General features: G+C 66.7%; 20 protein-coding genes. 14 read left to right on the forward strand and 6 right to left on the reverse strand.

Translation table 11 applies throughout. The features are described 5' to 3' along the window. The 6 genes from G372_RS13700 to G372_RS0100750 form a co-directional block, all read left to right on the forward strand. The coding region (locus G372_RS13700) for an energy transducer TonB (RefSeq protein ID WP_083923843.1) at positions 1–630 on the forward strand (630 nt) is incomplete at its 5' end. Positions 631–687: 57 nt separating this feature from the next. Next, positions 688–1,443 carry a MotA/TolQ/ExbB proton channel family protein gene (locus G372_RS0100730; protein WP_018865439.1) on the forward strand — a complete coding sequence of 252 codons (756 nt, stop codon included), beginning with the start codon at positions 688–690 and terminating at the stop codon, positions 1,441–1,443. Between the two features lie 2 nt (positions 1,444–1,445). After that, entirely contained in the window at positions 1,446–1,862 is a 417-nt protein-coding gene (locus tag G372_RS0100735; RefSeq protein ID WP_026279132.1) for an ExbD/TolR family protein, read from the forward strand. Next, complete coding sequence (gene hemP / locus G372_RS13705; RefSeq protein ID WP_018865437.1) at positions 1,859–2,032, forward strand: hemin uptake protein HemP; 174 nt, start codon at positions 1,859–1,861, stop codon at positions 2,030–2,032. Before G372_RS0100735 ends, hemP begins: the two co-directional genes overlap by 4 nt. Before the next feature lie 102 nt (positions 2,033–2,134). Next, a complete protein-coding gene (locus G372_RS0100745; RefSeq protein ID WP_019623730.1) occupies positions 2,135–4,306 on the forward strand; it encodes a TonB-dependent receptor domain-containing protein in 2,172 nt (723 codons plus the stop codon). A gap of 189 nt (positions 4,307–4,495) precedes the next feature. Further along, positions 4,496–4,687 (forward strand): hypothetical protein, encoded by a 192-nt coding sequence (locus G372_RS0100750; RefSeq protein WP_018865435.1) that lies wholly within the window; start codon positions 4,496–4,498, stop codon positions 4,685–4,687. Positions 4,688–4,821: 134 nt separating this feature from the next. Here the strand turns inward: G372_RS0100750 and G372_RS0100755 are convergent, their stop codons facing one another. After that, positions 4,822–5,079 carry a hypothetical protein gene (locus G372_RS0100755; protein WP_018865434.1) on the reverse strand — a complete coding sequence of 86 codons (258 nt, stop codon included), beginning with the start codon at positions 5,077–5,079 and terminating at the stop codon, positions 4,822–4,824. Positions 5,080–5,315: 236 nt separating this feature from the next. Here G372_RS0100755 and G372_RS0100760 point away from each other — a divergent pair, with 236 nt between their 5' ends. After that, positions 5,316–5,987 (forward strand): tetratricopeptide repeat protein, encoded by a 672-nt coding sequence (locus G372_RS0100760; RefSeq protein WP_026279131.1) that lies wholly within the window; start codon positions 5,316–5,318, stop codon positions 5,985–5,987. Positions 5,988–6,020: 33 nt separating this feature from the next. Here G372_RS0100760 and G372_RS0100765 read toward each other — a convergent pair whose 3' ends face one another. The 3 genes from G372_RS0100765 to G372_RS0100775 all read right to left on the reverse strand — a co-directional run bounded on the left by G372_RS0100765 (position 6,021) and on the right by G372_RS0100775 (position 7,904). Continuing rightward, entirely contained in the window at positions 6,021–6,467 is a 447-nt protein-coding gene (locus tag G372_RS0100765; protein ID WP_019623729.1) for a hypothetical protein, read from the reverse strand. 25 nt (positions 6,468–6,492) lie between these two features. Next, complete coding sequence (locus tag G372_RS0100770) at positions 6,493–6,708, reverse strand: hypothetical protein (RefSeq protein WP_019623728.1); 216 nt, start codon at positions 6,706–6,708, stop codon at positions 6,493–6,495. Positions 6,709–6,779: 71 nt separating this feature from the next. Further along, positions 6,780–7,904, reverse strand: a complete 1,125-nt coding sequence (locus G372_RS0100775) for a hypothetical protein (protein WP_019623727.1) — start codon at positions 7,902–7,904, stop codon at positions 6,780–6,782. Between the two features lie 89 nt (positions 7,905–7,993). Here G372_RS0100775 and G372_RS0100780 point away from each other — a divergent pair, with 89 nt between their 5' ends. From G372_RS0100780 to G372_RS0100790, 3 genes are all read left to right on the forward strand, one after another. Further along, complete coding sequence (locus tag G372_RS0100780; RefSeq protein WP_018865429.1) at positions 7,994–8,686, forward strand: hypothetical protein; 693 nt, start codon at positions 7,994–7,996, stop codon at positions 8,684–8,686. Beyond that, positions 8,679–9,185: a YcgN family cysteine cluster protein gene (locus G372_RS0100785; protein ID WP_018865428.1), complete on the forward strand. Its 507-nt coding sequence runs from the start codon at positions 8,679–8,681 to the stop codon at positions 9,183–9,185. Before G372_RS0100780 ends, G372_RS0100785 begins: the two co-directional genes overlap by 8 nt. A 313-nt stretch (positions 9,186–9,498) precedes the next feature. Further along, positions 9,499–9,981 carry a gamma-glutamylcyclotransferase family protein gene (locus tag G372_RS0100790; RefSeq protein ID WP_019623726.1) on the forward strand — a complete coding sequence of 161 codons (483 nt, stop codon included), beginning with the start codon at positions 9,499–9,501 and terminating at the stop codon, positions 9,979–9,981. 176 nt (positions 9,982–10,157) lie between these two features. Here the strand turns inward: G372_RS0100790 and recN are convergent, their stop codons facing one another. Beyond that, complete coding sequence (recN, locus tag G372_RS0100795) at positions 10,158–11,819, reverse strand: DNA repair protein RecN (protein WP_019623725.1); 1,662 nt, start codon at positions 11,817–11,819, stop codon at positions 10,158–10,160. Positions 11,820–11,826: 7 nt separating this feature from the next. Next, the gene (locus tag G372_RS0100800; protein ID WP_018865360.1) at positions 11,827–12,705 is read right to left on the reverse strand and encodes an NAD(+) kinase; all 879 of its coding nucleotides are present in this window, start codon (positions 12,703–12,705) and stop codon (positions 11,827–11,829) included. A gap of 112 nt (positions 12,706–12,817) precedes the next feature. Here G372_RS0100800 and hrcA point away from each other — a divergent pair, with 112 nt between their 5' ends. From hrcA to dnaJ, 4 genes are all read left to right on the forward strand, one after another. Next, a complete protein-coding gene (gene hrcA / locus G372_RS0100805; RefSeq protein WP_018865361.1) occupies positions 12,818–13,873 on the forward strand; it encodes a heat-inducible transcriptional repressor HrcA in 1,056 nt (351 codons plus the stop codon). Positions 13,874–14,000: 127 nt separating this feature from the next. Continuing rightward, positions 14,001–14,582, forward strand: a complete 582-nt coding sequence (gene grpE / locus G372_RS0100810) for a nucleotide exchange factor GrpE (RefSeq protein ID WP_018865362.1) — start codon at positions 14,001–14,003, stop codon at positions 14,580–14,582. 122 nt (positions 14,583–14,704) lie between these two features. Further along, on the forward strand, positions 14,705–16,636 hold the full coding sequence (dnaK, locus tag G372_RS0100815) for a molecular chaperone DnaK (RefSeq protein WP_018865363.1): 1,932 nt from the start codon (positions 14,705–14,707) through the stop codon (positions 16,634–16,636). Positions 16,637–16,777: 141 nt separating this feature from the next. Then, entirely contained in the window at positions 16,778–17,926 is a 1,149-nt protein-coding gene (gene dnaJ / locus G372_RS0100820; protein ID WP_018865364.1) for a molecular chaperone DnaJ, read from the forward strand. Positions 17,927–18,045: the final 119 nt, after the last annotated feature.

Below are 18,045 nucleotides of genomic sequence, written 5' to 3' on the forward strand. Positions count from 1 at the left end.
CCAGAGCCGGAACCAGAGCCGGAACCAGAGCCGGAACCAGAGCCGGAACCAGAGCCGGAACCAGAGCCGGAACCAGAGCCGGAACCAGAGCCGGAGCCAGAGCCGGAGCCAGAGCCAGAGCCAGAGCCAGAGCCAGAGCCAGAGCCAGAGCCAGAGCCAGAACCAGAACCAGAACCAGAACCAGAACCAGAACCAGAACCAGAACCAGAACCAGAACCAGAACCAGAACCAGAACCAGAACAGACCACGGATTCGGACATGGACTCTCGCGAGGACACGAACTCTGAAGATGCGGCGGACGCCGCTTCAGAGGACGCGGCGGGTGAGCCCGGCGAGGGGGATGAGCCGTTCGAGGAGCCCGGGTTCGGAGCGGATTATCTGGATAATCCGCCGCCCGATTACCCGCGCATCTCGCAGCGTCGTCGCGAGGAGGGGACTGTGATGCTGAGGGTTACGGTGTCGCCCGAAGGCGAACCGGTCCGCTGGGAGGTCGAGGAGTCCAGTGGTTACGACCGCCTGGACGAGGCCGCGCTGTCGGCTGTCGAGCGCTGGCGATTCGAGCCGGCACGTCGGGGTGGTCGTTCCGTCGAGGCCGAGGTCGTCGTCCCGATGGAATTCCAGCTGCGCTAAGGCGGCTTGCCTCTTTTCAGCCGCACCCATCAAACGCAATGCCGAGTACCAAGAGCCATGAGTGATTTCGACGTCTTTTACGTATTCCGCCACGGCGACCCGTTGCTGGTCGGGGTGTTCCTGACGCTGCTGGTGATGTCCATCGCCACCTGGGCGATCGCGGTCGGCAAGTTCTTCACATTGCTGGGCGTGCGTCGGCAGAACCGCAGGACGCTGGCCGCGTTCGAGGAGAGCCAGAGCGCTCGGCGCTTTCGTGACCTCGCGGGTGACTGCAGCGGGCCGCTTGCATCGATTGCGCAGGACGGTTACCACGCGTTTGACCATTATCGCGGTGTGCGCGACGGCAGCGACAAGGCCGAGCAGCAGCTGGACGATCACGTGGTCCGCATGATCCGCCAGTCGATGGACCGCGAGAACCTGCGCATGCAGGCGGGCAATACGATTCTGGCCTCGGTGGGTAGTCTGGCGCCGTTCGTGGGGTTGCTGGGTACGGTCTGGGGCATCCACGCGGCTTTGATCGATATCTCGACGGAGGCTAGCGTGTCCATGGACCTGGTCGCCGGCCCGCTTGGCGAGGCACTGATTGCGACGGCGGCGGGTCTGGCGGCCGCGATTCCCGCCGTGGCGTTTTTCAACGTGTTCAACCGTGCCCAGCGGCTGCAGCGCCAGACGCTGGAGGCCTTCGCCCACGATCTGCATGCGCTGCTGATGCATTCCGATCTGCAGCCGGGCCAGGCGCGCCGTGCCGATGCGGCTCGTGGCCATGCCCAGGCCGACACGTCCGCCGGGGGCGGCCTGCCCCAGGGGGTGTGAGCGTGGCCTTTGGACGCCTGGGCGACAGCAACGAGCCGATGTCGGATATGAACGTGATCCCGCTGGTGGACGTGATGCTGGTGTTGCTGGTGATCTTCATCATTACCGCGCCGGTGATCACTCACTCGGTGGAGCTGGAGCTGCCCCAGGCGACCAGCGAGCCCGCGGACGAGCTTCCGGACAGCGTTACGCTCTCGCTGGACGGGGACGGCGAGATCTACTGGAACAACCATCCGGTCTCGTTGAACCGTCTGCCGGAACGCCTGCGCGAGACGGTCGAGCACCAGCCCGATGTGGCGATCTATCTGCGCGCGGACCAGGACACGCGCTACGAGCGGCTGGCCCGGGTGATGGCCGAGGTGCGCCAGTCGGGCGTGAGCCGCATGGCCTTTGTCTCCGAACCGGAGGCCGAGCGATGAACGCACGAGATGGAACCATCGGCCCATTATCCTCGCGCCCGGCAACTGGTCCGCGCGAGGTGGCCAGCGAGGACCTGCTCGGTCCCGCGCGCCAGATCCGCATCCGGCACCGGGGCGAGTGGTACACCCTGCGCCAGACCGCCAACGACAAGCTGATCCTGACCAAGTAAGCCTTGCCACAACCCGAATGCCAGCCAGCGAGAACCCGGTTCGAGCCAGCCAGCCTCCCGGCCCCGCGAAGGGGTCGACCTTGACACAAGGGAGACTGCGCCATGTCCGAAACGACCCGCAAGACACCGCTGCTGGCCGGTATCGCCAGCGCCGCCCTCGGCTTTCCGTTCGCTGTTTCGGTCGCCCACGCCCAGGAAGGGGTACAGGCCAACCCGCCAGAGGAAGAACAACGTCTGGCACCGGTCGTCATCACGGCAGGCGGTTTCGAGCAGGATCTCGAACAGGCGCCGGCCAGCATCTCCGTGGTGACGCGAGAAGAGCTGGAGCGCCGCGAGGTCACCAGCCTCGCGGATGCACTGCGCGGGATCGAAGGGGTGAACGTGCGTTCGCTGGATGCCCGCAGCGGCAAGACTGGCAACCAGACGATCAGCCTGCGCGGGCTGCCCGAGGAATACACCCTGGTGCTGATCGACGGTGTGCGCCAGAACGTCTCCGGCACCGTGGCCCCGAACGCATTCACGGATGCCTCCAGCGTGTTCATTCCGCCGGTCGCGGCCATCGAACGGATCGAGGTGATTCGCGGCCCGATGTCGACCCTGTACGGCTCCGATGCGATCGGGGGCGTGGTCAACATCATCACCCGCCAGCCGGGTGACGAGTGGGAGGGCTCTGCGACGCTGGGGCATACGTTCCAGTCGGATTCCGACTTTGGCGGCTACTCCACCCTGGAAGGCTATCTTGCCGGCCCGCTGGTGGACGAACGCCTGTCCATGCAGCTGTATACCCATCTGTACGAGCGCTCGGCCTCCAGCATCGACATCCCCGGCACCGAGCCCAGCCTGACCGACAACCGCACCATGGGGCAGAACCCGACGAGTGCGAATGTCGAGACCTTTGGCGGCCGCCTGCTGTTTACACCCAATGCGCAGGATGAATTCTCCCTGCGGCTGGATACCACGCGACAAAGCTACGACAACTCGCGCGGACAGCTCGGGCGCCTGACGGGCACGGGGGATTCACGCGAGGACTTTCTGCGCGGCTATTCGCGCGAACTCGAGTTCCAGCGCGATCAGGTGCGCCTCGGCCATCGGGGCGATTACGACTTCGGGACCTGGGAGACCACCCTGACCCAGGATCGGGTGGAGACGCTCGGGCGTACGATCAACGAGGGGGCTGTCCCGGATGCCTCGCGCGAAGGCGCACCGCGAACGCTCCGACTGGACACCACGATCCTGGATACTCAGGTGGTCACGTATCTGGATGACCACGTGCTGACGGTCGGGGGGCAGTATCTGCGTCCGAAGCTGGAAGACGGCATCCTGCCGGATTCGCTGTCCTTCTGGCAGTACAGCCTGTTCGTCGAAGACGAGTGGTTCATGACCGACCGGTTCACCCTGACCGGTGGTCTGCGGTTTGACGACAACGAGAACTTCAGCAGCCAGATCACGCCGCGCCTGTACGGGGTGTTCAGTGCGACGGACACCGTCACGCTCAAGGGCGGGATCGGCCAGGGTTTTCGCGCCCCGTATATCGAGCAGATCACCGACGGGGTGATCGGCTATGGCGACGGGGGCTCCACGCCGCTGTTCGGCAATCCGGACCTGGAGCCCGAGCGCAGCACCAACGTCGAGTTTACTGTCGCCTATGACAACCGCCAGGACTTCTCGGCCCAGGCGACCGTGTTTCGCAACGAGCTCAAGGACAAGATCGAGCGTGGCACCGGGGCCAACGAAGGCGTCGACGTGAATATTGGCGAGTCGGTGGTGCGGGGGATCGAGCTTGCGACGCGCTACCGCTTCGCACCCGACTGGGCGTTCTCGGCCAACTACACCTGGACGGACAGCGAGGTGAAACGGGGCGGGACCGCGGCCAGCAACGTCGGCGACCCGCTGGCCAGTGTGCCCGAGCACATGCTGAATGCCCGGCTGGACTGGCAGGCGACCCCGCGGGTCGAGGCCTTCGCCGAGGCCGAGTACCGTTCGAGCGCCTTCCGCCCGCGCAATTATCACGAGCCGCAGGACGGCGGCAGTGCGCAGGGTGCCTACGATGCCCTGGGCGACTTCCACGGGTTCACAATGGTGAACGTCGGTGCCGCCTACCACATCTCCGAGAACGTCACCCTGAACGCGACGCTCTACAACCTGTTCGACAAGGACTTCAAGGACTACCGGCCGTATGCCCGGGGGGACACCGGAGAAACCACCTTCAGCAATGTCTACAACAACCTCTACGAGCCCCGGCGCCTGTTTGTTTCCCTGAATGCGCGTTTCTGAGAGGCCGGGGCGAGTTCGCCGAGAAACTGGATGTGGGTCACAGTGTGGCGGGGCGGGTCGCCGGAAGGCCGATCATTCTCGTTTGCCTGTGGTCCCAACGTCCGAGTCCAGCAAGCGGCGGTCCTCGACAGAGGTCGCCGATTGGACTATCTACGTGAAGGATCCATTTTCCGGTAAAGGAGCGAACCGATGCTCGACAAATCCCGACTGACGATTCTCTTCCTGGCGCTGATGCTGGCGCTGGGTGGTGCCAGCCTCGCGGGCTGTGACAACCAGGGCCCGGCCGAAGAGACCGGTGAAGAAATCGATGATGCGATGGACGATGCCGGTGATGCGATGGACGACGCTGGCGACGAGATGGAAGACACGTTCGACAACTGAAGGCTCGTCTTGTGCGAGGGGGCAGTGGCCGGTGGGCTGCTGCCCTTTTTGTTTGTGGTGTTGGGAGGCAGCCGGCCGGATACAAAAAAGGAGGGGACCAGCCCCTCCTTTTGCACTTCAGGCGGATGGCAGGACTAGAAGTCCTGTTCGCCACCCCCGTCCGCGGGCGGTTCCATGCTGCCTCCCTCTTCGGGCATTTCGCCGCCTTCCTGCGGGGGCTGCTGCATGCCTTCATCCGCCGGCGGCTGCATCGGTTCGCCACCGCCTTGTTCCTGCTGCTCCATCTGCTGCTCTTCAAACTCTTCCATGTCCATGTCGCCTTCGCCGCAGCCGACCAGCAGGGCGAACGGGGCGATGGCGAGCGTCGCCAGGATTCCGGTGGATCGTTTCATAATGTCTCTCCTTTTGCTTGAGGGCTTTGGGTGAGCGTGCGTGAAAACACTCTGCTTTCGGGGCAGGAGACAACAGCTGTTTTCATGAGTTCGGTCGAATTTTTCGGTGCCCCCCTGGCTGTGCCGGGCGTCACGAAAGCCAGTGTGCGAAATCGCCCTGTGCATGGCGGCCCGCTAAAGTGAACTCACCACAAACCGGAGGGTCCCGGACAATATCGGGTTCACAAGACATGACGATGGCTGATACTCCTGAACTGGAAAATCTCGTTGAGCAGGCTCGGAAGGCCTGGGGGCGTGGCGATGTCGAGGCTGCGATCGATGGCTGGCGCGCCGGTGCCGCCGCTGGCGATGCCCGCTGCGCCTACAATCTGGGTGTGCTGGCCGACGAGGGGCAGTATCAGTCGCGCGATCCGGAAGCGGCTGCGCGCTGGTATCGCCGGGCGGCGGAGGCGGGCTTTCCCGATGCCGCCTTCAACCTCGCGGTCCTCTACGAGCAGGGTGACGGTGTTGCCCCGGATACCAACGAGGCGGCCCGCTGGTTTCATATGGCTGCGGAGCGCGGTAACGCCCAGGCCATGTTCAATCTCGGGCTCAAGTTCGACGAAGGACGCGGGCTGCCGCAGGATGCCGAACAGGCTGCGCAGTGGTATCTGCTGGCGGCCGAGAGCGGCGAGGGCCGGGGTGCCGCGAATCTGGGGCGGCTGTTCGCGATGGGCGAGGGCGTGGAGCGCTCGGATGTTTCGGCGTTCAAGTGGTATGCGATCGCGGCCGAGATGGGGGTGGTCAACGCGGCCCGTTATCGCGAGCGCGTGGCCCGGGAACTGACCCCTGATGAACGCCTTCATGCAGGCGAGAAGGCGCGCGAGTGGCTGCAGAGCCAGGGGCAGCCGGTAACCAGGCTCCAGTAGGCGCAGGGCGCCTGGTGTGGCGCCGGGGCCTCTTTAGATAATCACGTTGAGTTCGCGCCGCGGTTCCTCGGTGGGGCCGGCCAGGCGTACGGCCAGTTCAACCCGGCGCCGCAGTGCCTCGACGCCGTCCTGTCCCAGTGAGCCGCCATCGCGCAGCGCCGATTCGTCCGGCTGGTCGTCGCCATCGCGGCGCATGCGGGCCGCCTCCTGCTCGGCGCTGATGCGCGCTCGGCTCGACAGTTCCTGTTCGGAACGCGCGCCGAAATCCAGCGACCGCTCACTCTGATCGCTGCCGCGGCGATCGCTATCCTGCTCCGCATCGTCCTCGATCGGGCGGCGGGCCTCGCCGGCCTCAGGGTCGTTCAGGGGGCGGTCAAACTCTGCGGGTGCCGAGGTCTGGCCGAGTCCCAGGCGATCGGAACCCGTCGGCCGCGTGCCGAGCGGGACTGCCGCTGAAGGATTGCTGACTGGGACTTCCATCGTCCGCCTCCCGGAACCCGCCGTCTCAGGCGCGCACGTCCAGCAACGACCCGATCATGCGATCTTCGGCCTGCAGGGTCTTCACCGAGGCCTCGACCTGATTCTGGCTCGCGATCATGCCGACCTGTGCGGTCGTGCTTTCGCGCCCGCCGGCCGGCTCGGTGGCCACCGTATGCGCCTGCTGGCGCAGGCTGGTGACGCCGTTCTGTATGCCCGTCAGGGACGTGCTGCCATCGATCATCGGGTGATCCGTCAAATGAACATCCTGATGATTATAGATCAATTACTTGGAAGGTGTTTCCCCTGGTTGCGTCATGCGTTGGCGAGACTGCCGGTCAGGGCATCGCGCACGGCGGAGCGGGCATTGGCCTGGCGCTGCTGCCATTGCGCCAGGTCGTCGCGTCGATCCTGTGCGGTTCGGCCCTCGGCCAGGCGTGCGAGTACCTCGTCGGCCACCTCTTCCGGCGTGCTGCCGCGCGACACCAGGCCGGTGTGCTCGGCGGCCAGCCGCAGGCGCGTAGCGGCGTCCGGCCGAGCGGGGTTGTCCGCCGGTCCGCAGACGACGGCGCTGCCGTGGGTCAGGGGCAGCCCGAGGTCCGGCGGCGTTTCGCTGGCGGCCAGGGTCCCGCCGGGCAGGGTTACGTGCGCGCAACCGTAGGCCGAGCGCAGGGTCTCGGGATCCTCGATGTAGTACACCCGGTTCTTGCGGGGCACAAAGGAGGTCATGAAGCGGTTGTGGCGGATGATCGGGAGCGAATACTTGATCGCGTCGCGGTATACCGGTTCGTGACGTTCGCGGTCCGCGGGCGCCAGCAGCAGGATCGCGGCGGTCTTGCGCAGCACGGCGAACAGGACCGCGAACGCAAAGGCCTCCTCGCCGGGCCCCGTGTTGGGGGCGAGCAGGATGGGGTGCCCCTTCTCGTGATATTCGCGAAAACGTTCGCAGAAGGCCGTGTCGGGCGCCGGGGCCGCAGGCAGCTCGACCGCCCCCGCGATCGGGTCGCCGATCACCCGTGCCCCGGGGGCGCTGCAGGCCTGATCGCGGGCGGCGAAGATCCCGGTCCACTCGAAGCCGGCCGGGGCGTCGCCCTCGGCGTTCACCCAGAGGCGGGGCGCGGTGATCGCGGCAAGTGACGGGCCCAGTTCGCCAGCCGGGCCGATGACGACCACGGCCCGTGGCTGCAGGCGTGCCAGCCGTTCCCGGGCCAGCTCCGGCGGCAGCGCCACCGCGGGCCGGTCGCCTCCCTGGTCGGGCAGTTCTCCATCGCGCTCGGCATCGGTCACGCCGAGCGTTAGCGGGCCCGCCGTGGCGGCCAGTTCGTCGAGCCAGTCGGCGGCGGCCAGCAGGGTTTGTTGCGGGGCCAGCACGACGATGCGACCGGCACTGCCGGCAGGCACGGAGCGGGCGGTGATCCAGGCGGACAAACGTGAGAACATGGCGTGCTGTCATCCGGTGGTCAGCGGGAGGGCCGGCATTATACGAGAGCCGGCGCGCCGGGGCCGCCTCGCGTCGGAGAGTGCAACGCATGCAGATACGCTGGATCGTGGGACTGATCGCGATGGTCGTGATCATGGCGCTGGCGATGTGGGTCTATTCCAACCCGGGCGGTCAGCGCAGCCAGCAGTTCACCGACCTGCCCTGGCAGGTGCAGGTGATCGACGAGCAGCGCACCCGCGTGCTGGGCTTTACGCTGGGTGAGTCGACCATGGCCGACCAGATGGGCCGCCTGCCGGTACCGGATATTCGCCTGTTCGTGGACCCGGACGGGAGCCGTTCGGTCGAGGCCTATTACGTGAACGCGCGCATCCCGCCGTTCGAGACGAACCTGGTGCTGCGTCCGGATCTGGACGAGGCCGAGCTTGATCGCATCGAGTCCCAGACGACCTCCGATCGGCCGATGCCCAGCGGGGCATGGCGCTACGGGCTGAGCGACGAGGCGCTCAGTTCGCTGGGCAACGTCCCGATCGTCGAGATGAGCTATATCCCCCGTGCGCGCTGGACCCCCGACGTCCTGGAGGAGCGCTTTGGCGAACCGGCCGAGCGCATGCAGGTGGATTCCGACCACAGCTACTGGCTCTATCCCGATCGCGGCCTGGCCATCATGGTGCCGCGCCGGGGCCGCGTGCTGATGCACTATGTGACCCAGGAGCGCTGGGGCGAGACCGTGGATCGCCTGCGCGACGAGGGACGGCGCATGATCGGCGAGGACCATGAGTGATCCCGCAGACGGGGCCCCGGTCCCGTTCTGGGAGCGCCCGCTCGAGACGCTGAGCCACGCGGAGTGGGAGGCCCTGTGCGACGGCTGTGGCCGCTGCTGTCTGCACAAGCTGGAAGACGAGGACTCGGGCGAACTGGCCTTTACCTGGCTGGCCTGCGATCTGCTCGACTGCGAGACCGGCGCCTGCTCGGACTACGCAAACCGCCGCAACTTCGTGCCCGACTGCATCCAGCTCACCCTGGAAGACCTGCCGAACTATAACTGGCTGCCACCCACCTGCGCCTACCGGCTGCGCTTCGAGGGGCAGCCACTGCCGACCTGGCACCCTCTGCTGACAGGCGATCCGGAAACGGTCAAGCGCGCCCGCGTCTCCGTGGCCGGGCGGGTTATCCGGGAATGCGATGCCCCCAATCTTCCCTTGATCGACTACATCGTCGACTGGCCCGGCCAGGTCCCGGATTCCGCCCGTCTCTGGCGCCCGGTGGTGCGACTCCCCTAGGGAAACACTGATCCATGCACACGCTCGCGTTGGTACCCCAGGTTTTCCGAGACAAGGCGCGCCGTGCAGCGGGTAGTGGTTCTACCCGCAAGCGGTGCAACGCAGGATCGGGGAACCTGGGGTGCCAACCCCACAACTTAATGAACGAAGGGGCTCGGCCGCCCGTTGTTACAAAAAATGGGCGCGCGCACGGCGTTGCGGTTCCCTTGTGCAGAATGACTGCACGGTAGTCACCGCGCCTTGTTCGCACGCAAAAGCGACTCGAGCGCGAGCATGTGCATGGATCAGTGTTTCCCTGGGAGTAGGCATCGGTATGGCGGCGTTTGTCGACCTGTTCGTGTACGGGACACTGAAGCAGGGCTTCGCCAACCATCGGGCATTCTGCGCGCAGGCCCTCCGGATTCGCACCGCGGCTATTGTCGGGTCGCTCTATGACCTGCCCGTGGGCTATCCCGCCGTGCAGGTTCCCGACAGCAGCATTCTCCTGAAGGCCGGGCAGGATCCCGCCCGTGACGCGGCGCGGCAGCGCCGTTTTCGGGGCCTCGCGCCGCCTGTCCCGGAGGCGACACAGGCGGCTGTGCACGGCGAGTGGATCCGCCTGCCGGACCCGGCGCGGACCCTGCCGCGCGTCGATGCCCTGGAGGGTGTGCGACCGGATGGCCGCGGGGAGTATCGCCGTGCCCTGGTGCCCGCCTGGACCGAGGACGGTCCAGCGGCCCTCTGGGTCTACTGGATGCCGCGTCTGCCGCGCGGCGCGCGCCATCTGGCGGACGGCACCTGGCCGGCGCGGCCCTGAACCGCATGGCCCACTGGGGGTGATCCTGGGTCGTCGCCGCAACGATCCGCGCGGGGTAGGATGCGATGAGCGCAGCGAATCGCATCATTAGGGCTGAGACAGGTTACACGCCTGGAGCGATGCGATTCGCTGCGCTCATCGCATCCTACGTTTTCCCTTGTGGTCTTCGTGCTGGACTAGCCAGCCGAGGCGAGGAGCTCGCGCGCGTGGGTGCGGGTGGTCTCGGTGAGCTGGGTGCCGCCGATCAGGCGGGCCAGGGCCTCTACGCGGCGCTCGTCGTCCAGGGGCTGGATGGCGGTGCGGGTGCCGTCCTTGCCGTGCGATTTCTGCACCTCCAGCTGTTGATGGGCCTGGGCGGCGACCTGCGCCAGGTGCGTCACGCACAGGACCTGATGGCGCTCACCCAGGGTGCGCAGCTTGCGCCCGACGACCTCGGCGACCGCGCCGCTGATGCCGCTGTCGACCTCGTCGAAGATCAGCGTGGGCACGGTCTGCTGCTGGCTGGCCAGCACCTGTAGCGCGAGCCCGATGCGCGAGAGCTCGCCGCCGGAGGCGACCTTGGCCATCGGCTGGGGGGCGGCGCCGGGGTTCGCCGCGACGCGGAACTCGATCTGGTCCAGGCCGTGCGCCTGCGGCTTGTCGGCGGGCTCGATCGCGATCTCGAAGTGGCCGCCGGCCATGCCCAGCTCCTGCATGGTGCCGGTGACCGCCTGGCCGATGCGGCTGGCGGTCTGCTGGCGGGCCTTGCTCAGCCCCTTGGCGGCCGTATCAAAGGCGGTACGGGTCTCCTGTTCGCGCGCCTCCAGGGCCTCGAGTGTCTGGTCGCCGTTCTCCAGGGCGTCCAGCTCTGTCTGCAGTTCGTCGTGCAGGCCCGGGAGGGCCTCGGGGTTGACGCGGTGCTTGCGTGCCAGGCGCAGGTATTCGCCGACGCGCTGGTCCAGCTCGGCCAGGCGTTCCGGGTCCAGTTCGATGCCGTCGGCCAGCCGGCGCAGGGTGTCGCCGGCCTCGTCGATCTGGATGCGCGCCGATTCCAGCAGCTCGACAGCCGGGTTGACCCGTTCGTCGTGCTGCGCGGCGTCCTGCAGTGCGTGCAGCACCTGGCCGATCTGGGCATCGAGTCCGGCGTCGTCCTCGATCTGCTGGCTGGCGGTCTGCAGCGCGCTCAGCACCTCGGTGCCGTGGGCGAGCTGGTTCTGTTCGACCAGCAGTTGCGGGTATTCGTCCTGCACCGGGGCCAGTTCGGCCAGCTCGGTGGTCTGGAAGCGCAGCAGGTCGAGGCGGTCGGAGGTGTCGGCCTGGCTCTCGCGGGCCTGCTCCAACGCGCGGGCGGCCTCGCGCCAGGCTTGGTGGGCCTCGCGCACGCGGGATACCCGGTCGCCCTCGAGAAAACCGTCCAGCCAGTGGCGCTGGGTGTCGCGCTGCAGCAGCTGCTGATGGGCATGCTGGCCATGGATGTCCACCAGCCACTCGCCCAGCGTGCGCAGCTGGCCGACCGCGACCGGGCGGCCATTGATCCAGGCTCGGCTCTTGCCCTGGCGGGTCAGCACACGGCGCAGTAGCACCGCGTCGTCGTCGGGGTCCGCGAGGTCCTGCTCGGCCAGCCACGCGCCGGCCGGGCCCTGCCCGGGCAGGGCGAACTCCGCGGACAGGTCGGCCTGTTCGGCTCCCCCGCGCACCATGCCGGCGTCCGCGCGGTCGCCCAGCAGCTGGCCGATCACGTCGATCAGGATGGATTTGCCGGCCCCGGTCTCGCCGGTCAGGGCGCTCAGGCCCGTGTCCAGCTCCAGCTCGAGATGGTCGATGATCGCGAAGTCGCGGATGCTGATCAGTCGCAGCATGGCGGGGTCAGGGCTGCTCGCCCCAGCGCAGCTTGGTGCGCAGCACGCGCAGGAAGTGATGCTCGCGCGGGTGGATCAGTGCCAGGTTGCGTTCGCGGCGACGGATGCGAACCAGGTCGCCGGCCGCAAAATCGAGGTTCTCCTGGCCATCCAGTGCGATCTGCGCCGGCGACCGGCTGCCGCTGGACAGGCGAATCTCCACCGTGGAGCGTCCGCTGACCACCAGCGGGCGGTGGTTCAGGCTGTGCGGACAGACCGGGACCATGACCATCGCGTCCAGCTGCGGGGTCAGGATCGGGCCGCCGGCGGACAGGGCATAGGCGGTGGAGCCGGTGGGCGTGGCCACGACCAGCCCGTCGGCGCGCAGGCGGCCGATGTCCATGCCGTCGATTGCGGTGTCGAATTCGATGATGCGGACCACGCTCAGCACATGCAGCACCACGTCGTTAAGTGCGATGCCTTCGTGGATGGTGACGCCGTCGCGGATCAGCTCGGCCTCGAGCATTGCGCGCGGTTCCAGCTCGTACGCGCCGTCGAGGACCTCGCCCAGTTCCTCGCAGGCCGTCTCCGGCGAGACATCCACCAGGAAGCCGAGGCGTCCGAGGTTGATGCCCAGTACCGGGGTTTCGCTGTCCGCGATCTGGCGGGCGGTGGCCAGCAGGGTGCCGTCGCCCCCGATTACGATCAGCAGGTCCGCTGCCTCGGCGAGTTCGGTCAGGGGAAGCAGGGAGATGTCGTCCGGGCGGTCGAAGCCGGGGATCTCCTGCTCCATGTGGACCTGGCGGTCGCGCGTGCGCAGCAGCTCCACCAGCCGTGCGACCAGCGGGCCCGTGCGCGAGTCGCTGGCCTTGCCCACCAGCCCAATCGTGTTGAATTCCGGCATCATGGCGGCATTATCCGGAAAAGGGCGGGGGACTGCATCCGTGGTTTCTTGACCTCTCCCGGCGCGGGTCGAAAACTGGCCATTAACACTCGCCTTCATGGAGCGCTGATCACCGATGGAAAACGCTGCGATCAATCTGGATGCCAGGGCCCGTACCCTGCTGCGGACCCTGATCGAGAGCTACATCCGTGACGGTCAGCCGGTCGGTTCGCGCACCCTCGCGCGCACCTCCGGGCTCAAGGTCAGTGCGGCTACAGTGCGCAATGTAATGGCGGATCTCGAGGACTTGGGCCTGATCCAGGCGCCGCACACCTCCGCCGGGCGGATCCCGACTGCGAGCGGCTACCGCCTGTTCGTCGACAGCCTGCTGGAGGTGCGCGAGCCGACGGCCGAGGAGATCCGTGCGATCCAGTCGGGTTTCGACCCGAACGCGACCACCCAGGATCTGATGGGGGCGACCTCCAACCTGCTCTCGCAGGTGACGCGCATGGCGGGCATGGTGCGCCTGCCGCGCCACCGCAATGTGGCGCTCAGCCAGCTCGAGTTCCTGCGCCTGGGCGAGCGCCGGGTGCTGGCGATCCTCGTGATCGACGGCAAGGAGGTGCAGAACCGGGTGCTGGAGCTGGAGCGCGACTTCGACCAGGACCAACTCCAGCGCATGGCCAACTATCTGAACGCGCACCTGGCCGGCAAGAGCCTGCACGCGGTGCGCGATGCCCTGCTGCGCGAGATGCGCGACGTGCGCGAGAACCTCGATGCGATGATGCTGGCGGCCATCGATCTGGGCGAGAAGGCCGTGGCTGGCGAGGACCCGGACGATGTCGTGGTGGCGGGGCAGACGCACCTGCTCAGCTACGAGGAGCTGGCCGACATCGACCGCCTGCGCCAGCTGCTGGAGGCCTTCAACGAAAAGCGCGAGATCCTCGGTATTCTGGACCAGTGCATCCGCAGTGACCGCGTCCAGATCTTTATCGGTCGCGAGTCCGGGCTCGACTGGTTCGAGAACTGTTCGGTGGTGACGGCCCCCTACAGTGTCGACGGGGAAGTGGTCGGCGTGCTCGGGGTGATCGGGCCTACGCGCATGTCCTATGATCGCGTGATTCCCATTGTGGATGTGACGGCGCGTCTGCTGGGTTCGGCGCTGGGGGATCCGGCGCAGGACACGAAATAGCCGGATACCCTTGAAACCGCCCCGGGCATCCCCACAGTCCCGATAGCCAAGGCGAATTTCTGCACGTATGCCGCCCGCAGGGTTCGGCGTGCGTCCTTCTTTTTTCACCGAATTTTACGAGGCAGACATGTCCGATCAGCGCGAACCCCAGGAACAGGAAGAGGCATTCGAGGCCGCGGACCCGAGTCAGGCGCAGGAGGGGGCTGAAGAAGCCGCTGACGATACCGAGGTACGCCTGCAGGAACTCGAGGCCCTGGCCGAGGAGCGCCGCGATCAGGCCCTGCGTGCCCAGGCGGAGCTGGAGAACCAGCGCCGGCGCTTCGAGCGCGAGCTGGAGAATGCGCACAAGTACGCGATGGAGAAGTTTGCCTCCGAGATGCTGGAGGTGTGCGACTCCCTGGAGATGGGCCTGCAGGCCGCCCGCGAATCCAAGGATGTCGAGCGCATCATCGAGGGTGCCGAACTGACCCTGAAGAACCTGAACAAGGTCTTCGAGAAGTTCGGCATCCAGGCCGAGGACCCGACCGGCGAACGGTTCGACCCGGAACGCCACCAGGCGATGTCGATGCAGGAGGACCCCGAGAGTCCCCCCAATACCGTGGTGGCGACGATGCAGAAGGGCTACCTGCTGCAGGACCGGGTGCTGCGCCCGGCGATGGTGGTGGTCTCCAAGGCGCCGACCTCGCCCAGCATCGACGAGAGCGCCTGACCGGCCAGCGGCCAATTCGGCCCGGGGACTTGAAAAGGGCGGCCCGGGCCCCAGATTCCCGTACATCCAGGCAGAGAACAACCTCTGCAACGAACATTTTTTCGCATCAGGAGAATTCAGTCATGGGCAAGATCATCGGCATCGATCTCGGGACCACCAACTCCTGTGTCGCCGTCATGGAAGGCGACCAGGCCAAGGTCATCGAGAACGCGGAAGGTACCCGTACCACCCCGTCCATCGTTGCGTTCAGTGACGACGGCGAGGTGCTGGTTGGCCAGTCGGCCAAGCGGCAGGCGGTCACCAATCCGCAGAACACCATCTTTGCGGCCAAGCGCCTGATCGGGCGCAAGTTCGAGGAAGGCGAGGTCCAGAAGGACATCAAGCTCGTCTCCTACAACATCGTGAAGGCCGACAATGGCGATGCATGGATCGAGGTGCAGGGCAAGAAGATGGCCCCGCCGGAGATCTCGGCGCGCGTGCTGCAGAAGATGAAGAAGACCGCCGAGGACTACCTGGGCGAGACCGTGACCGAGGCGGTGATTACCGTCCCGGCCTACTTCAACGACTCGCAGCGCCAGGCGACCAAGGACGCCGGCAAGATCGCCGGGCTCGAGGTCAAGCGCATCATCAACGAGCCGACCGCGGCCGCGCTGGCCTACGGCATGGACAAGAAGCGCGGGGATCGCAAGATCGCCGTGTACGACCTCGGTGGCGGTACCTTCGATATCTCCATCATCGAGATCGCCGAGGTCGACGGCGAGCACCAGTTCGAGGTGCTGGCGACCAACGGCGACACCTTCCTCGGGGGCGAGGACTTCGACAACCGCCTGATCGACTACCTGGTCGACGAGTTCAAGAAGGATCAGGGCATCGACATCAAGGGTGACCCGCTGGCGATGCAGCGTGTGAAGGAGGCCGCCGAGAAGGCCAAGATCGAGCTGTCCTCCAGCCAGCAGACCGAGGTCAACCTGCCGTATATCACGGCCGACAACACCGGGCCGAAGCACCTGGCGCTGAAGATCACCCGTGCCAAGCTGGAGAGCCTGGTCGACGATCTGGTCAAGCGCTCCATCGAGCCCTGCAAGGTCGCGCTGAAGGATGCCGGCCTGTCTGCCTCCGAGGTGGACGACGTGATCCTGGTCGGCGGTCAGACCCGCATGCCCAAGGTGCAGGAAGCGGTGCAGGAGTTCTTCGGCAAGGAGCCACGCAAGGACGTGAACCCGGACGAGGCCGTCGCGGTGGGTGCCGCGGTGCAGGCCGGCGTGCTGGGCGGCGACGTCAAGGACGTGCTGCTGCTGGACGTGACCCCGCTGTCGCTCGGGATCGAGACGATGGGCGGCGTGATGACCAAGCTGATCGAGAAGAACACCACGATCCCGACCCGGGCCAACCAGGTGTTCTCCACCGCCGAGGACAACCAGACGGCCGTGACCGTGCACGTGCTGCAGGGCGAGCGCGAGATGGCCAGCGCCAACAAGTCGCTGGGCCGCTTCGACCTGCAGGATATCCCGGCCGCGCCGCGCGGCGTGCCGCAGATCGAGGTCACCTTCGACATCGACTCCAACGGCATCCTGAATGTCTCGGCCAAGGACAAGGCGACCGGCAAGGAAAACAAGATCGTGATCAAGGCCTCCTCCGGTCTGTCCGACGAGGAAGTCGAACAGATGGTGAAGGACGCCGAGGCCCATGCCGAGGAAGACAAGAAGTTCCAGCAGCTGGTCGGCGCGCGCAACCAGGCCGACGCCCTGGTGCACTCGGCCGAGAAGTCGCTGAAGGATCTGGGCGACCAGGTCGCCGACGACGAGCGCTCCGCGATCGAATCGGCCGTCGCCGAGGTCAAGCAGGCCATGGAGGGTGACGACGCCGAGGCCATCGAGCAGGCTACGCAGAAGCTGGCCGAGGCCTCCGGCAAGCTGGCCGAGAAGGCCTATGCCCAGGGCGCGGATGCCGCGGGCGAGGCCGGGGCCGAGCAGGCCGGTGGCGAGCAGCAGGCCGACGACGTCGTGGACGCCGAGTTCGAGGAAGTCGACGACGACCAGAAGAAGCAGGGCTGATGCCGTAGCCGGTGGGGCCTGGTGCCCCACCGCCAGGGAGACCTGCGTTTCCCTGTCGATTTAACACCGCGCCCGGGGTACTCGTGACTCCGGGCGTTTGCGTGAAGGCATTCCGCGTTCGCGCGAACGATCTACCTGGGAATGACCATGTCACAACGCGACTATTACGAGGTGCTGGGCGTCTCCAAGGACGCCTCGGCCGCCGACATCAAAAAGGCCTTTCGCCGTCTGGCGATGAAGTACCACCCCGACCGCAATCCGGGGGACGAGGAGGCCGAGGCCAAGTTCAAGGAGGCGCGCGCCGCCTATGACGTCCTCAGCGACGACCAGAAGCGCGCGGCCTACGACCGCTACGGCCATGCCGGCGTCGATGGTGGTGCCGGGGGCTTTGGTGGTGCCGGGGCCTCCAACTTCTCGGATATCTTCGAGGACATCTTTGGCGACATCTTCGGGGGCGGCGGTGGTCGCGCGCGCGGTTCGCGCGCATTCCGCGGCTCCGACCTGCAGTACAACCTGGACCTGACCCTCGAGGAGGCCGTGTTCGGAACTGAGGTCAAGATCCGCATCCCGACCACCGTCTCCTGCGAGGCCTGTGACGGCTCGGGTGCCGAACCGGGCACTTCGCCGGAGACCTGTCCGACCTGTAACGGCGTGGGCCAGGTCCGTATCCAGCAGGGCTTTTTCTCGGTGCAGCAGACCTGCCCGCGCTGCGAGGGCTCGGGCAAGATCGTCGCCAGCCCCTGCAAGGCCTGCAACGGCAACGGCCGGGTGCAGGAGCAGAATACCCTGGACGTGAAAATCCCGGCCGGTGTCGACAGCGGCGACCGCATCCGCCTGGCCGGCCAGGGCGAGGCCGGGGTCAATGGTGGCCCGCCGGGGGATCTCTACGTGCAGGTGCGGGTCAAGCCGCACAAGCTGTTCCGCCGCGAGGGCTCCGACCTGCATATCGATGTGCCGATCTCGTTTGCCACCGCCGCACTCGGCGGCGAGCTGGAGGTCCCCTGCCTGGATGGCCGGGTGAAGCTGAAGGTGCCGGCCGAGACCCAGACCGGCAAGCAGTTCCGCGTAGGTGGCAAGGGCGTGCAGTCCGTGCACGGGGGCGGTGTTGGCGACCTGATCTGCCGCGTGACCGTGGAGACCCCGATCAACCTGACCAAGGAGCAGAAGCAGCTGCTGCGCCAGTTCGAGGACTCGACCCAGGCGGGTGGCACCAAGCACAGCCCGCAGGCGCACTCCTGGCTGGATGGGGTGAAGGGCTTTTTCGAGGACCTGAACTTCTGGTCGAAGTAGGCTAGGGAAACACTGATTAATGTACACGCTCGCGCTCGAGTCGCTTTTGCGTGCGAACAAGGCGCGGTGACTGCCGTGCAGTCATTCTGCACAAGGGAGCCGCAACGCCGTGCGCGCGC

Origin of the sequence: Thioalkalivibrio thiocyanoxidans ARh2 (assembly GCF_000385215.1) — a bacterium.
Classification (GTDB): domain Bacteria; phylum Pseudomonadota; class Gammaproteobacteria; order Ectothiorhodospirales; family Ectothiorhodospiraceae; genus Thioalkalivibrio; species Thioalkalivibrio thiocyanoxidans.